Source organism: Kordia zhangzhouensis (assembly GCF_001005305.1).
GTDB lineage: Bacteria > Bacteroidota > Bacteroidia > Flavobacteriales > Flavobacteriaceae > Kordia > Kordia zhangzhouensis.
Genome location: NZ_LBMH01000001.1, coordinates 278,414 through 293,954 on the forward strand (window position 1 = coordinate 278,414; position 15,541 = coordinate 293,954).

Annotated in this window: 13 protein-coding genes; 9 read left to right on the top strand and 4 right to left on the bottom strand. The window is 33.1% G+C overall.

The genetic code is table 11. The features are described 5' to 3' along the window. Positions 1-89: 89 nt before the first annotated feature. From fbp to AA088_RS01360, 5 genes are all read left to right on the top strand, one after another. A complete protein-coding gene (fbp, locus tag AA088_RS01340; RefSeq protein WP_046743126.1) occupies positions 90-1,094 on the top strand; it encodes a class 1 fructose-bisphosphatase in 1,005 nt (334 codons plus the stop codon). A 69-nt stretch (positions 1,095-1,163) separates the two neighbouring features. Beyond that, complete coding sequence (locus AA088_RS01345; protein WP_174442394.1) at positions 1,164-1,532, top strand: fructose 1,6-bisphosphatase; 369 nt, start codon at positions 1,164-1,166, stop codon at positions 1,530-1,532. A 28-nt stretch (positions 1,533-1,560) separates the two neighbouring features. Further along, on the top strand, positions 1,561-2,394 hold the full coding sequence (locus tag AA088_RS01350; RefSeq protein ID WP_046743127.1) for a hypothetical protein: 834 nt from the start codon (positions 1,561-1,563) through the stop codon (positions 2,392-2,394). Further along, complete coding sequence (locus AA088_RS01355) at positions 2,381-2,872, top strand: Rab family GTPase (RefSeq protein WP_046743128.1); 492 nt, start codon at positions 2,381-2,383, stop codon at positions 2,870-2,872. The genes AA088_RS01350 and AA088_RS01355 overlap by 14 nt, the downstream gene beginning before the upstream one ends. A gap of 2 nt (positions 2,873-2,874) precedes the next feature. Continuing rightward, positions 2,875-4,410, top strand: a complete 1,536-nt coding sequence (locus tag AA088_RS01360; protein ID WP_052752737.1) for an ATP-binding response regulator — start codon at positions 2,875-2,877, stop codon at positions 4,408-4,410. A 118-nt stretch (positions 4,411-4,528) separates the two neighbouring features. On the opposite strand, the gene AA088_RS01365 is transcribed toward AA088_RS01360, so the two are convergent. Beyond that, the gene (locus AA088_RS01365; protein ID WP_046743129.1) at positions 4,529-4,960 is read right to left on the bottom strand and encodes a tellurite resistance TerB family protein; all 432 of its coding nucleotides are present in this window, start codon (positions 4,958-4,960) and stop codon (positions 4,529-4,531) included. A 127-nt stretch (positions 4,961-5,087) separates the two neighbouring features. Between AA088_RS01365 and mfd the strand changes: the two genes are divergently transcribed. Beyond that, positions 5,088-8,429 carry a transcription-repair coupling factor gene (gene mfd / locus AA088_RS01370; RefSeq protein ID WP_046743130.1) on the top strand — a complete coding sequence of 1,114 codons (3,342 nt, stop codon included), beginning with the start codon at positions 5,088-5,090 and terminating at the stop codon, positions 8,427-8,429. Between the two features lie 45 nt (positions 8,430-8,474). Continuing rightward, complete coding sequence (locus AA088_RS01375) at positions 8,475-9,803, top strand: thioredoxin-like domain-containing protein (protein ID WP_052752738.1); 1,329 nt, start codon at positions 8,475-8,477, stop codon at positions 9,801-9,803. A 529-nt stretch (positions 9,804-10,332) separates the two neighbouring features. Here the strand turns inward: AA088_RS01375 and AA088_RS01380 are convergent. Both AA088_RS01380 and AA088_RS01385 read right to left on the bottom strand, forming a co-directional pair. Then, the gene (locus AA088_RS01380) at positions 10,333-10,992 is read right to left on the bottom strand and encodes a hypothetical protein (RefSeq protein WP_046743131.1); all 660 of its coding nucleotides are present in this window, start codon (positions 10,990-10,992) and stop codon (positions 10,333-10,335) included. 85 nt (positions 10,993-11,077) lie between these two features. Beyond that, positions 11,078-11,437 (bottom strand): YraN family protein, encoded by a 360-nt coding sequence (locus AA088_RS01385; RefSeq protein WP_046743132.1) that lies wholly within the window; start codon positions 11,435-11,437, stop codon positions 11,078-11,080. A gap of 132 nt (positions 11,438-11,569) precedes the next feature. Here AA088_RS01385 and AA088_RS01390 point away from each other — a divergent pair, with 132 nt between their 5' ends. Then, positions 11,570-12,358 (top strand): class I SAM-dependent methyltransferase, encoded by a 789-nt coding sequence (locus AA088_RS01390; RefSeq protein WP_046743133.1) that lies wholly within the window; start codon positions 11,570-11,572, stop codon positions 12,356-12,358. Between the two features lie 16 nt (positions 12,359-12,374). Here AA088_RS01390 and AA088_RS01395 read toward each other — a convergent pair whose 3' ends face one another. Next, positions 12,375-13,265: a S66 peptidase family protein gene (locus tag AA088_RS01395; RefSeq protein ID WP_046743134.1), complete on the bottom strand. Its 891-nt coding sequence runs from the start codon at positions 13,263-13,265 to the stop codon at positions 12,375-12,377. Positions 13,266-13,489: 224 nt separating this feature from the next. Between AA088_RS01395 and metG the strand changes: the two genes are divergently transcribed. After that, positions 13,490-15,538 carry a methionine--tRNA ligase gene (metG, locus tag AA088_RS01400; protein WP_046743135.1) on the top strand — a complete coding sequence of 683 codons (2,049 nt, stop codon included), beginning with the start codon at positions 13,490-13,492 and terminating at the stop codon, positions 15,536-15,538. Positions 15,539-15,541 lie beyond the last annotated feature (3 nt).

Genomic DNA, 15,541 nt, shown 5'->3' on the forward strand with positions numbered 1-15,541 from the left:
GTAACAAGGCAAAAATTATAATTTTTACGAAAACGTTATAGTTTTACAAAATTATCGATATTTGTGATTTGAGAAACAAAGTATACAAAATGGCTAAAAAAAATCAAACCTTAGGAGAATTTATCATTGAAAATCAAGCAGAGTTTAAATATTCTTCGGGTGAACTTTCACGATTAATCAACTCTATCCGATTGGCAGCAAAAGTTGTAAACCACGAAGTAAACAAAGCCGGATTGGTTGATATTATTGGTGCTGCTGGAGAAACAAATATCCAAGGTGAAGATCAACAAAAGCTGGATGTATATGCGAATGATAAATTTATTCAAACTTTAATCAATAGAAATATTGTATGCGGAATTGGATCTGAAGAGAACGATGACTTTATTGCAATTAATAGTTTAGATGAAAATAACCAAAATAAATATGTTGTTTTAATTGATCCGCTCGACGGCTCTTCTAATATTGATGTAAATGTATCGGTTGGAACAATTTTTTCGGTATACCGAAGAGTTACACCAGTTGGAACACCCGTAACAATTGATGATTTTCTTCAAAAAGGAAACCAACAAGTAGCTGCTGGCTATGTAATTTACGGTACCTCAACCATGTTGGTTTACACGACGGGACATGGTGTAAACGGGTTTACTTTAAATCCTGCTATTGGTACATTTTACTTATCGCATCCAAATATGCAATTTCCTGAAACAGGTTCTATTTACTCTATCAACGAAGGAAACTATGCGCATTTCCCTCAAGGTGTAAAAAATTACATAAAATATTGTCAAGAAGAAAAAGAAGATCGCCCGTATACTTCAAGGTACATTGGATCATTGGTTTCAGACTTTCACCGAAATTTAATTAAAGGAGGTATTTATATATATCCTCAAACTTCCAAAGCTCCTAATGGAAAACTTCGATTGTTATACGAATGTAATCCAATGGCGTTTTTGGCTGAGCAAGCTAACGGCCTTGCTTCTGACGGCTTTCAACGCATTATGGATATCCAACCAACAGAGCTTCATCAGCGTGTTCCTATTTTTTGTGGAAGCAGAAAAATGGTAGAAAAAGCAAAGGACTTCATGAAGAACTCATAGGAAAAGTATTCACTTTATTAAAAATTGTTACTTTTGTTGTAGAACCCTTGTATAATAAAATACTTCTACATGGCTACAAAAGGTAAAAATACCAATGATGCTGATCTCACAAATCCAAGCATTTCTGATCCATCTACTAAGATTGAAGCGATAAAGAATTTAATTTTTGGAGAAAATATCCAAGCCTATAATTCTGAGTTTGACAATATCAAAAGTGACATCCTTGCCAAGAAGAAGGCATTGGAAAACTTAATAGAAGAAGTCCGATCAGAATTAATTCAAAACATTGATAATCTAAGTACTGACCTGAATATTCGTATTACAGAATTGGAATCTAACATTGAAAACAAGTTGGATGATTTAGACGAGAAAAAAGTAGATCGTCGACAATTAGGACAACTGTTAATCAATCTTGGAGAAAAGATAGGAAAAGAGTAAATTTCAATAGACATTTGTATGTGTATTTATGACGGAAGCTGATAAATTAGCGTTATTAAAAGACTTATTACTCACGGATGATCGTGCGTATGCGGAATCAATACACAAAAAAATCAAAGCGCTTGAAGAGATTATCAACGAGCAAAAAAAACTGTCTCATAAAGTTGATCCTATTATTGACCAACGATTAGAAGAGTTTATTGAAGAAATTCCAGAAACGCTTGGTCCTACCATCACAGAAGCGCTTGCTGAACAAATAAAAAACTCAAAAGATCAGGTTGTTGAAGCATTGTATCCCATTATGGGAAAAATGATTAAAAAGTATATTTCGCAAGAAATTAGTTTATTAACAGAGCGCATCAACAAGCAATTGGAAGATAGTTTTTCTGCGAAAAGTTGGAAGCGGAAATTCAAATCATGGTTTGGTGGTGTACGAGAAGAAGAACTGTTGTTGAGTGAGTTATCTTCCATATCACAAGTAGAACAAGTACTTGTAATTGAAAAAAATTCTGGCTTGCTAATTGGTCAATATGCTAAAACTGAAACTATTGACAAAGATATGATTTCTGGTATGCTAACTGCTATCAAAAGTTTTGTGGAGGATGCTTTCAATGAAAAAGGTCAAAATTTAGAATTGATTGAATACGAATTGTATCACATTCATATTCAGAACTTTGTATCTTTTTACATCGCAGTTGCGATTTCTGGCGAATATAATCTTATCTTTAAAAATAAAATTCAAGATATTATCTTTAATTTTACCGATAACTTTTTGAATTTATTTGACGACTTGAGCGAGATCAAAGAAAAAGACATTACTAACGAATTAGAATTCTACTTTAGTACGAATGAAAGCCTCTAAAAAAATAATCCTACTTGGTCACTTTGGCGTGGGAAAATCTTCCTTAATTCGACAGTTTGTCGAAAATACATTTACGTCTGATTATAAAGTAACCATCGGAGTACATATTTTAAAAAAAGAAATTAAAATTGCCGCTGACGAGACTATCTCTCTTATCATTTGGGATTTAGAAGGATACGATGATATAAGAAAAACTAGAGCTTCTTATTTATTAGGAACGCACGGATTTATTTACGTTTTTGATGTAACTCGCCCAGCAACTTTTGAAAACCTTAAAGACGATATAACCTATCTAACCGATCAATATCCTAACACGCCCCTCAAAGTTGTTGGGAACAAAGCAGACTTAGTTACGAAAAGCTATTTAAAAGAAAATAAAGACATCTTCAGTGTATCACCTAACTTTTTTACAAGTGCTAAAACTGGTGACAAAGTAGATGACATGTTTATTGCTTTAGCTAAAGAACTCGTAAAATAATTATGATGTTAGAAACCTACAGAGGAAAATATTTTCATCCTAGAACGCAATTTATTACGATTGATAATCTAGGAAAGGTATTAGAAAGTGACGACGTATTGTTTTCACTTAAAAAAGGGGATGAAATTGCCTCCGTAAGTCCTTTTTTTGAAGGTCTTGCGGCTTATTTTGACATACAAGAAGACAATGATATAAAATTTACTTGTGTACATCTTGAAAATACAGATGCACAAGAATATACTTGTGATATTGAATTTAAAACATTTGCCAACGGGCAACCTACTTTAATTATAATTCACGACTTTTCCGACCACTACACATACTATCAAGAAGTAGCGCAAAGTAGAAACGAATCTGTGATTAATTCACAAGTACTAGAATTAAAAAATAAATACCTGAAGGAAAAAGAAGATTTTAAAAATACGTTCATTGCTAATTTTAGTCATGAACTTCGCAATCCGCTCACAGGTGTTACTTCTTTTTGTTCGGTTTTACAAAAAACCGACATGACTACAGAGCAACAAGATTATGTGGAAGTCATTAAATCATCTGCAGATCATCTAAAAAACATGATTGGTGACATTTTAGAAATGTCTAAAATTGAAGTCGGCAAACTGTCTATAGAAGAAGAACTTTTCAACTTTCATGAACTAATCGAAATGTTGAACTTTACATATAGTGTAAAAGCGAGACAAAAAAATATAGAATTTGACGTAGATTTAGATCCTAAAATTCCAAAATATATTGAAAGCGATAAAACACGCATCAAACAAGTATTGGAAAATTTAATTGAAAATGCTCTTAAATTTACTTCCAAAGGGAAAGTAACGCTCAACATTAAAGAAAATCAACGACGAGCGCGAAAAGTAAACCTAAACATTCGTATTAGCGACACTGGGATTGGAATTCCTGCTGATAAAATTGACACTATTTTTAACAGTTTCACACAACTTAACAATCCGCAGAAATACTCTGGCACAGGTCTTGGCTTATCAATTGTTAAAGGATTGGTAGAATTAATGGAAGGGAAAATTTATGTGGAAAGTAAAGAAAAAGAAGGAACCACTTTTAAGCTAAACGTAAGTTTTAAATACCCAATTAATCAAGAAAGTATTTCTCTGGAAGATAAATCAGATATTGAACATAAAAACTTTTTATCTAAGGAAAAATACAATATACTTCTTGCAGAAGACTCTGAATTGGCACAAATGGCTGTATTGAAGATTTTAGCACAGGAAGGACATTTTTTCTTAGACATCATTAGCAATGGTGAAGATGTCATTGAAAGTGTAATTCACAATGAATATGATTTAATATTGATGGACATTCGTATGCCTGGAACACATGGAGATGAACTTACAAAAATGATACGCTCTCTACCAGTGCAGAATTGCAAAACAATTCCAATCTTAGCTATTACTGCCAACTTATACGACGATGATAAAAAACGTTATAAGAAAATGGGCATGAATGATATTATAGAAAAACCATTTGACGAAAAAACGCTATTAAAAAAGATATACAAGCATTTAAAATAATGTCGTGTCATTTTTCATGCGCATGTGACCTTTTTATTAGTAAGATAGAAAAATAACGAATAAAAAAACCGAGCAATTAAGCTCGGTTTTTTTATATTCTCTACAAAATCGTTTCTTGTTAACGATTCATATTTTTAATTTCATCCTTAAAATCGTCAGAGTCTACTCCTTTTCCAACTAACATCAATGCTTTATGTACAATGTACGATACATTTTCTGGAGAAAATCCTAATCCGATTCCCAAACGCTCTAACATAACAGTTTGCTTAGGCCCTAAATCATGATCTGCATATACCATACGAGCTAGGTCATACAAACGATCCAAACGCTCATTATACATTGATGGTGGATTTATAGGGTGATTTTTATAATCTTTTAAAATTTCCTTATAATCGCTCTCAGAGATATCTAAATTATTAGCCATTCTATCTAAAAAGGCCTTCTCTTCATCTGTGATTATGCCGTCACTCATTGCAACGCGAACGATTGCCGCAAAGTGATCTTGATTTCGCTCACGAAATCCACTTGAATATAAATCTGATATAGACATTTGTTATTTTTTTGTGTTGCAAATATACGTATTCTATCGTCTTTTTAAACAAATTTCTCATCTGATTTTCCATAGATTATGATATCTAGCGGTAGCATAGTATATTTGTGACAAAATTTGCTAAACCGTGAGTATATCTGAAATCTCGCAACTATTTTCACAATCTCCCGAACTTGGGAAATTGCAACAAGCTATTGCCAAAAATCAAGAAAAAATACACCTTAAAGGCTTAACAGGATCTAGTCTGTCTTTTGCTATTTCTGCAGCATTTAAAGCAAGTGAAATGCCTTTTATTATCGTTTTAGATGATAAAGAAGAAGCGGCTTATTATTTGAATGACTTAGAGCATCTGTTAAATGATAAAGATGTGCTTTTTTATCCTGGTAGCTATCGGAGGCCATACCAAATTGAAGAAACTGACAATGCCAATGTATTGCTTCGAGCAGAAGTATTAAATCGAATCAATTCTCGAAAAAAACCTTCTTTAATTGTTACATATCCAGATGCTTTATTCGAAAAAGTTGTAACGCGAAAAGAATTAGAAAAAAATACGCTTAAAATATCGGTTAATGATAAACTATCTATCGACTTTGTTAATGAAACTTTGTTTGAATACAATTTTCATCGCGTAGATTTCGTAACCGAGCCTGGTGAATTTTCAGTACGTGGTGGAATTGTAGATGTATATTCCTTTTCCAACGACGAACCATATCGAATAGAGTTTTTTGGTGATGAAGTAGACAGTATTCGTACGTTTGATGTAGAAACTCAACTCTCTACAGAGCGAATTAAAAAAATCAGCATTATCCCAAATGTTGAAAATAAAGCGTTGCAGGAATCGCGGGAAAGTTTTTTAAAATACATTCCCGGTAAAACAATTGTCTTTGCTAAAAACATAGAATTATTACTGAGCCGTGTAGACAAGTTATTTGTAAAAGCTACCAAAGCTTTTCAAGAGCTATCTACAGAAATCAAGCATAATACTCCTGAAGAGTTATTCTGCACAAAAGAGCTACTACAACGTCAATTATTAGATTATACAGTTGTTGAACTAGCCTCCAATTCTTTGCTAAAAGCAGACACTTATATTCATTATCAAACGGCTCCTCAACCTTCATTCAATCGTCAATTTGAATTGCTTGTTGAAAACTTGAACGAAACTCATGCAAAAGGATATCGCAACATTATTACCTGTACCAGCGAGCAACAAGCTAAACGTTTTGACGATATTTTTACGGAAGTTAAACGAAAAGTAACTTACGAAACAATTGTACTCCCTTTGTATCAAGGATTTGTAGATCATGAACAAAAAATTGTTTGTTATACAGATCATCAAATTTTTGAGCGTTATCACAAATTCCATCTAAAAAATGGCTATGCAAAAAAGCAAGCTATCACGCTTAAAGAATTAACAAATCTTGAAGTTGGGGATTATGTAACACATATTGATCATGGGATTGGTAAATTTGGAGGTCTTAAAAAAATTGATGTCGAAGGAAAAAAACAGGAAGCCATCAAACTAATTTATGGCGAACGTGATATCTTATATCTAAGCATACATTCACTCCATAAAATTTCAAAATATAACGGAAAAGACGGAAAACCTCCCAAGATTTATAAGTTAGGTTCTAACGCTTGGAAAAAACTAAAACAAAAAACCAAAGCTCGTGTTAAACATATAGCGTATAATTTAATTGAATTATATGCAAAACGACGCTTACAAAAAGGATTTCAATATGGTCCTGACACCTACATGCAACACGAATTGGAAGCATCTTTCATGTATGAAGATACGCCTGATCAATCCAAAGCTACACAAGATGTCAAAGAAGACATGGAAAGCGAACGTCCAATGGATCGTTTGGTTTGTGGAGATGTTGGATTTGGAAAGACAGAAATTGCAATTCGAGCTGCTTTTAAAGCGGTTGATAATGGCAAGCAAGTAGCCATCTTAGTTCCTACCACAATCTTAGCGTTTCAACATTATCAAACCTTTAGTGAACGATTGAGTGAAATGCCTGTAACCATCGATTATTTAAATCGTTTCAGAACTACAAAACAGAAAAATGAGGCATTGAAAGGACTTGCAGAAGGTACTATTGATATCGTCATAGGAACACATCAATTGGTTAATAAAGCCGTAAAATTTAAAGATCTTGGCTTATTGATTGTTGATGAAGAACAAAAGTTTGGTGTTGCAGTTAAAGATAAACTCAAAACTATTAAAGCAAATGTTGATACTCTAACACTTACTGCCACGCCAATTCCAAGAACTCTGCAATTTAGCTTAATGGCTGCACGTGATTTATCTGTTATTAATACACCTCCACCAAACCGTTATCCTATTGAAACCAATGTAATTCGTTTTAGCGAGGAAGTCATAAGAGATGCTGTAAGTTATGAGATTCAACGTGGTGGACAAGTGTTTTTTATTCACAACCGAATAGAGAATATCAAGGAAGTTGCTGGCATGATTCAACGGTTAGTTCCTGATGCAAAAATTGGTATTGGGCACGGACAAATGGAAGGTAAAAAGCTAGAAAAATTAATGCTTTCATTTATGAATGGTGAATTTGATGTATTGGTATCAACTACTATTATTGAAAGTGGTTTGGACGTACCAAATGCGAATACTATTTTTATCAACAATGCCAACAATTTTGGGTTGAGCGACCTACATCAAATGCGTGGTCGTGTAGGTAGAAGCAATAAAAAAGCTTTTTGTTACTTTATTACACCTCCATATTCGGCAATGACAGAAGATGCTCGTAAAAGAATCAGTGCTTTAGAGCAATTTTCCACTTTAGGAAGCGGCTTTAATATTGCTATGAAAGATTTAGAAATACGAGGTGCTGGTGATCTTTTGGGTGGTGAACAAAGTGGTTTTATCAATGAAATTGGGTTTGATACCTATCAAAAAATATTAAGTGAAGCTATTGAAGAACTCAAAGAAAACGAATTCAAAGAGCTTTATGAAGAACAAGAAAATAAGAAAGAAAAGGTTTTCTTGAAAGAAACTCAAATTGATACTGACTTTGAACTTTTGTTCCCAGATGAATACATCAATACTGTTTCTGAACGTTTGGTTTTGTATAATAAATTGAGTGAACTCAAGACAGAAGAAGAGCTACAAATCTACGAAAGCGAATTAATTGACAGATTTGGTCCGCTTCCAGAGCCTGCTTTAGCCTTATTGGATTCTGTCCGCATTAAATGGATTGCCACCAAAATCGGACTTGAAAAAATTCTTATGAAAAAAGGGAAACTAATAGGGTACTTTATTGCCGATCAACAATCTGAATTTTACCAAAGTTCAATGTTTACAAAGGTGTTACAGTTTGTACAACAAAATCCATCTTTGTGTAAAATGAAAGAAAAACAAACTCGCAATGGATTGCGTTTATTATTAACTTTTGATAAAATCACAACTGTGAAGCGAGCTCTAGAAGTGATGGAAAAAATTGTGTAATTTGGCTTTGGCTTAATTATTGAATAGTTTTAAAAAAACAATCAAATGATAAAAAAAATACTTCTTATCCTGTTAGCGACACCTTTGTTTCTTCAGGCGCAGAAAACTATTTCAGGTACATTTTCTCCTGCAGAGAAATATGAGTGGTTTATCATCTATAAACTTACTCCTACATTTCAAAAATATATAGGTAATGGGAAATTAACCGAAGGCAAAATGAGTTATACATTTTCGCCTACGGCAGAAAAAGGAATGTATCGACTTGTTTATGGATTGCCGCAAGAGTCAGAAAACTTTGATTTTATATACAGTGGAGACGAAGACATTGTATTTACTTTTGAAGAAGGTAATGTTGACTTCACAATTTCGAAAGAAAATAAATTATATACTTCCTACTTTTCTAGTGTCAATACAGTAAAACGGCAAATCAACACCTTCTACCAAAACGGAGAAGCCGACGAAAACATGTTTTTAACAATTTTCAATACACTTAAAGAAACACAAACGGTTTTTGAAAAAGAAGCAGAAGGCACTATCGCAAGTCATTTCATCAAAGCTAGCAAAACATATATTCCAACGAGTTACGAAACTCCAGAAGTAATGGTAAATCATATTAAAAAGCATTACTTTGATTATGTAAACTTTTCAGACCCTGTATTACAAAACTCTGATTTTATTGCAAACAAAATTTCTAATTATGTGTTTACAGCTTTACCAATGAAAGAATTTACTGGTGAAGAGCTAGAAAAAGAATATAAAATAAACATTGCTACAATCATTGAAAAAATAAAACCTGTAGCAAAAGACTATCAAAAAACACTCTTAGGTGTTCTATGGGAACAAATGGTTGTATTGGAAAATCAAGACATTGCCAATTATATAGCAGATACCTATTTGATTGAACTTGCATCTCAAGAAAATGACTCCGCTCTTGTAGAAAAATTGAAAAAATATAAAAGACTTTCTTTTGGAGAAGTAGCTCCCGAAATTACTTGGATTAAAGACAATAAAACTCATAAATTAAGTGAATTGGATACTGCAGAAAATTATGTTATTGTTTTTTGGAGTAGTACATGCTCGCACTGTCTAGAAGAATTACCTAAACTAAAAGAATTTATAGCAACACAAGAAAAAGGAAAGTTTCAAGTCATCGCAATTGGTTTAGAAGATGAACGCGCCAATTGGGCAAACGAAAGTTCTTTTTATCCTGACTTTATTCATATTTTAGGATTAGAAAAATGGGATAACGAGATTGGAAACATCTATGATGTTAGCGCTACACCAACATTTTTTGTGCTCAATAAAGAAAAGCGAATTATAGGAAAGCCTTATGGAGTAAAAGAATTGGTTGAATTTTATACCGAAGAAGAATAAAAATATTTAGAATAATAATAAAATCCCGCTCAATGAGCGGGATTTCTCGTAAAACTAAAATTACGCTTTAGAGGTTGAATTTCAAATCTGATAAATCAATTTTCCTTTAGAAAAATTACCCTTAAGATCTACCTAGTAACTAAACAGAAACGTCAATCCTTCCACGCAAACCTTTTATTAACCACTTAGATAAAAAGCTAGCAGTTAGTATTTTATACAAAATTCATATTGTTTAATATACGAACAACACGACCTACTGATTTACAACAATAGTGCAATCAATTATTAATTTAATTACTATAATCTTCTTCGATAGCTCTTACAGAGCAAGTAAAAGGAGTACGTTAGGGGAAACGCAGAAATAGATAAATTTTGTCACAAAGTATTAAAAGACTAGTGGCTAGCTAGCTTATACTTACTGACTCATTACACAAAGCAAAGTACTGAAATTATTTATAAGTTACACAACGTAGAAACACCTGTTTTTTTGGAACACTTATTAATACGCAATGAAACGTCAATATTTTTATTACAGAGATTTTAGATTTTTAATTACCGTGAAAGCTTTATCTACCTGTTCATCATTTACTAAAATGGTAAACTCATTCGTTGTTGAAATGACCTCGTAAATATTAACACCTTCCCAAGATAAACGCTGAAAAATAAAGTAATAGATTCCTGGAACATTCACATTATCTTTTGGCAACTTTACTGTAATAGAGGATAAATTTTCTTGTTTTTCCAATAAAATCTCATTCTTAAATATTTTCCCTACCAATTCAGCTACTTCATTACTCACTACAATATTCGACTCATTTACACCTCGCGAAGAAGTATAAAATACCGTATTTAATCCTTCTATTTCAGACATAAATGCAGCTTGATTCTTCAATAATGTTTCGGTGACTTTAAAAGTGTAATCGTTCAAAGACGAACGCACGGTTATTTCCCCAATATTTCGAACAAGTTTCAATACACGATGTGTCACACGAAATTCCAATTCAGACGACAAACGTTTTAAAGCCATTACGATTGCTCCATTTTTTACCTCTTTCCCAAGTTGATGCTCTATTTCTGGTTTTATTAATCGAGAAAGTGAAGTCAAATTGATAATTCCTTGTGATAATGCGCTAGATAAGAATGGTTTTGTCTTAATATATTCTTCAACGATTGATGAAATTGTCTTCATGAAAATCTATAATTTTTGTAGGCAATAAAAATAAGAACATCAAATGTATTTTCAAAACAAATTGTTATAATTATAACATAAAATTTTAAAAATGATAAAACGCATCTTTTAAATGTGTAATTGTGAAAGTTTCTTTATTACGCAATATTGCGATAATATCAAATCTTACCTCAACATCTAAATCGTTTTCTTCAATATAGTAATCTATCGCTTTTACCAACAGCTTGATTTTTTTAGAACTCACGAATTCTTCAGGATTCCCAAAAGCAGCTGATGTTCTTGTCTTTACTTCTACTGCTACAAGAATATTTTCTTTTTTTGCAATGATATCAACTTCTGCTTTTTGAAAATAATAATTGGTTTCCAACACTTCATAACCATGCTTGATAAGATGGGTAACTGCTAATTTTTCACCTTCCGTTCCTAATTCATTATGTACTGCCATCAGATATTCCGTTCTTTTTTGGGATAAATTACGTATCTTATCGTTCATTTTCAACTTAAACCAACCAAAAATCTATAAGAAACGCTCTACAAAAGTGCTTATATTTTTAAAAAGTTTCCAAATCTTAGTCATATGAAAGTAACCTACGATCACATTGGAAAAGGCTATAACATGACTCGCAAGGCAGATCCATTTTTGCTAGAGCGACTTCACTACCATTTGAATCCTCGTCAACATGGTTTTTATTTAGATATTGGCTGCGGAACAGGCAATTACACTGCACATTTGCACAATAAAGAAACCAAATTTATAGGAATTGATCCTTCCAAAGAAATGCTATCGGTAGCCAAGCAAAATGCTCCCGAAATACATTGGAAACTTGGCTCTGCTGAAAATATTCCACTTAATGATACTCATGTAGAAGGTGTTATTGGAACTTTAACACTTCATCACTGGAATGATCTTGAAAAAGGATTTGCTGAATTATATCGAGTAATGAAACCGTATGCGAATGTAGTATTTTTTACTTCAACACCTAAACAAATGAAAGGCTATTGGTTAAATCATTACTTTCCTAAAATGCTTGAAGCTTCTATTGAACAAATGCCTTCCTTGAAAAATATTACAGAGGCAATGAAAGCTGCTGGATTTACAGATTTATTTACGGAACGTTATTTTATACAACCTGACCTTAAAGATCAATTTCTGTATGTTGGTAAACACAATCCAGAAATGTATTTGGATGAAAACGTACGTAAAGGTATTTCTTCATTTGTAAATCTAGCCAACCAAGAAGAAGTTCAAAAAGGACTAGAAAAACTCACTCAAGACATTGCTTCTGGGGAAATTCAAAGGGTTATCAAAGATTATGAAAATAGACATGGAGACTATCTATTCTTACTAAGTCAAAAAGAAAATTAAGTGTTTATGAGTACTGTTAAAAGCTCAATTCTACCATCGCACCAACATCTAGTTTTGCCTTTCTTCCAAAAATTAATGAACGATTGTCCGCAATATGTCCTGCTGGAAAATTAAAACAAATAGGAAACGTATACTCTGAAGTTGCTTCGAGGATAATTTCATGTACTTTTTTACCAAATGGAATCGTGTTATCGTGCATTTTTGTCATTCCTCCAACAATTAACCCTGCCAATTGCTCAAAATAACCATTTCTCTTTAAGTTCATCATCATTCGATCGATATGGTAGAGATATTCATCCAAATCTTCCAAAAATAAAATTTTACCGCTCGTTTTTAATTGTAAATCCGAACCTAACATACTGTACAGCATACTCAGATTTCCTCCAATCAACTCACCAGAAACCACTCCTTTTTTATTAAACTCTGCCGAAGGAATTTTGTAATGTACTTGCTCACCAAATAAAACTTTTCGCAAACTCTCTAATGACTCTAAGCTATTTTTAGCAACATTGATTGGCATGGTAGCATGCAAAGTTTCTACATTCAGTTGTTGTCCTTTACTATGCAAAACAGTAACATCCGAATAGCCAACAATCCATTTTGGGCTGTTTATAAATCTTGAAAAATCCAATTCATCAATAATTCGAATGGTACCATACCCACCACGCGCGCACCAAATTGCATTAATTGCATCATCATCTAAAAACTGCTGAAAATTCATCACACGCGTCATATCATCTCCCGCAAATTGATCCGCTTCAGATTCAATTGTTGTTCCTAACACGACTTTCAAATCCCAACTATGCAATAATTCAATCGCAGCTTCTATTTCTGCTATCGAAATCTTACGAGCTGTCGATAAAATACCAACAGTGTCTCCTTTTTGTAATGGTTTTGGCTGATTCATAAATTAAATGTACTCGAAAAAATATAGATTCTTTTGTAACAGAACTACAAAATTCATTTTTAGACGAATCGCTAAAAAATATCGTTTTTGTGACTTTTGAGTATAGATTACACTACAATTTTAAAGATTTGGAACGTAAAATAATTATTTTTGCACGTTGATTACGGCATTTTTGATGAGCAATACATCAAAAATGAATTTAATTTGAATAGAAATTTTACGAAATGACTCAAAATTCCAAACGATATACCATTACTGCAGCATTACCTTACACTAACGGACCTATCCATATTGGCCATTTGGCAGGTGTATATGTTCCTGCAGATATTTATGCACGCTATTTACGACTAACAGGAAACGACGTTGCTTTCATGTGTGGAAGTGATGAACATGGTGTTGCCATTCCAATGCGTGCCAAAAAAGAAGGTGTATCTCCTCAAGATATTATTGACAAATATCATGGAATGATTAAAAAGTCATTTGAAGATTTTGGGATTTCATTTGACAACTATTCGCGTACTTCTGCTGAAATTCATCATAAAACAGCTTCTGATTTCTTTAAAAAATTATATGAAGCCGGTGAATTTGTAGAAGAAACCTCTGAGCAATTGTATGATGCAGAAGCAGATCAATTTTTAGCAGATCGGTTTGTCACAGGAACATGTCCAAAATGCGGACACGAAGAAGCTTATGGTGATCAATGTGAAAACTGCGGAAGCTCATTAAGTGGAACAGAACTAATCAACCCAAAATCAACCATTACTGGAAATACGCCAACACTTAAACAAACTAAACATTGGTTTTTACCTTTAGATAAGTACAGTGATTTTTTAAATGAATGGATTGTTGAAGGACATAAAAATGATTGGAAACCAAATGTACATGGTCAAGTAAAATCATGGATTGATGACGGATTGCGTCCACGAGCAGTAACGAGAGATTTAGACTGGGGAATTCCTGTCCCTGTTGAAGGTGCCGAAGGAAAAGTATTATACGTATGGTTTGATGCGCCTATTGGTTATATTTCTGCAACTAAAGAATGGGCTGCACGTGAAGGAAAAAATTGGGAACCCTATTGGAAAGATAAAGACACAAAGTTGGTACATTTTATAGGAAAAGACAATATTGTGTTCCACTGTATTATTTTTCCATCTATGCTAAAAGCACACGGAGATTTTATTTTACCTGATAATGTGCCTGCAAATGAATTTTTGAATTTGGAAGGAAATAAACTTTCAACCTCTAAAAATTGGGCTGTTTGGTTACATGAATATTTAGAAGATTTTCCAGGAAAAGAAGATGTGTTGCGTTATACACTGACTGCAAATGCGCCTGAAACAAAAGATAATGACTTTACTTGGAAAGATTTTCAAACTCGAAACAACAGCGAATTAGTTGCTATTTTAGGAAACTTCATCAATCGTGTTGTCGTATTGACACATAAGTATTATAATGGAATCATTCCAGAAAATACTGGAGATTATGAAGAATTAAAACAAATACAACATTTTCCTGCTGTTATTGCGAGTTCGATTGAACGCTATCGTTTCCGCGAAGCTAGCCAAGAATTGATGAATTTGGCCCGTTTAGGAAACCAGTTTTTACAAGCCAATGAACCTTGGAAAAAAATCAAAGAAAATCCTGAAGAAGTTAAAGGAATCATGTATGTTGCGTTGCAAATTGCAGCAGCAATCGCAGTGTTATCAGAGCCATTTTTACCGTTTACTTCTAAAAAATTAAAACATATTTTAGCGCTTGACACAGATTTAGGTTGGAATGATATTTCTCAAAAAGAAGAATTCCTTCCAGCAGGACACTCCATCAATGAAGGTGAATTGTTATTCGCAAAAATAGAAGATAAAGAAATTCAAGCGCAATTGGACAAACTAGAAGCTACTAAAAAAGCAAACGAAGCTGCTCATAAAAAAGCAGCACCGCAAAAAGACATCGCTACTTTTGATGATTTTACAAAGTTGGATATTCGCGTCGGAACAATCGTAGAAGCTGAAAAAATGCCAAAAGCAAAAAAACTATTAGTTTTAAAAGTAGATACAGGCTTAGACACTCGAACTATTGTTTCTGGAATTGCGGAAAGCTTTGCTCCTGAAGAAATAATTGGTAAAAAAGTAACCGTTTTAATCAACTTAGCTCCAAGAAAATTACGCGGTGTTGAAAGTGAAGGAATGATTTTAATGACTGAAACTCCTGAAGGAAAGCTTGTTTTTGTAAATCCAGATGAAAAAGGAGTCAATAATGGCGCTACAATAAACTAAACT

Excerpts from the sequence above, each read along its gene's own strand:
- fbp (WP_046743126.1), top strand. The coding sequence starts at position 90 with ATGGCTAAAAAAAATCAAACCTTAGGAGAATTTATCATTGAAAATCAA.
- AA088_RS01345 (WP_174442394.1), top strand. The coding sequence starts at position 1,164 with ATGGCTACAAAAGGTAAAAATACCAATGATGCTGATCTCACAAATCCA.
- AA088_RS01350 (WP_046743127.1), top strand. The coding sequence starts at position 1,561 with ATGACGGAAGCTGATAAATTAGCGTTATTAAAAGACTTATTACTCACG.
- AA088_RS01355 (WP_046743128.1), top strand. The coding sequence starts at position 2,381 with ATGAAAGCCTCTAAAAAAATAATCCTACTTGGTCACTTTGGCGTGGGA.
- AA088_RS01360 (WP_052752737.1), top strand. The coding sequence starts at position 2,875 with ATGATGTTAGAAACCTACAGAGGAAAATATTTTCATCCTAGAACGCAA.
- AA088_RS01365 (WP_046743129.1), bottom strand. The coding sequence starts at position 4,960 with ATGTCTATATCAGATTTATATTCAAGTGGATTTCGTGAGCGAAATCAA.
- AA088_RS01375 (WP_052752738.1), top strand. The coding sequence starts at position 8,475 with ATGATAAAAAAAATACTTCTTATCCTGTTAGCGACACCTTTGTTTCTT.
- AA088_RS01380 (WP_046743131.1), bottom strand. The coding sequence starts at position 10,992 with ATGAAGACAATTTCATCAATCGTTGAAGAATATATTAAGACAAAACCA.
- AA088_RS01385 (WP_046743132.1), bottom strand. The coding sequence starts at position 11,437 with ATGGCAGTACATAATGAATTAGGAACGGAAGGTGAAAAATTAGCAGTT.
- AA088_RS01390 (WP_046743133.1), top strand. The coding sequence starts at position 11,570 with ATGAAAGTAACCTACGATCACATTGGAAAAGGCTATAACATGACTCGC.
- AA088_RS01395 (WP_046743134.1), bottom strand. The coding sequence starts at position 13,265 with ATGAATCAGCCAAAACCATTACAAAAAGGAGACACTGTTGGTATTTTA.
- metG (WP_046743135.1), top strand. The coding sequence starts at position 13,490 with ATGACTCAAAATTCCAAACGATATACCATTACTGCAGCATTACCTTAC.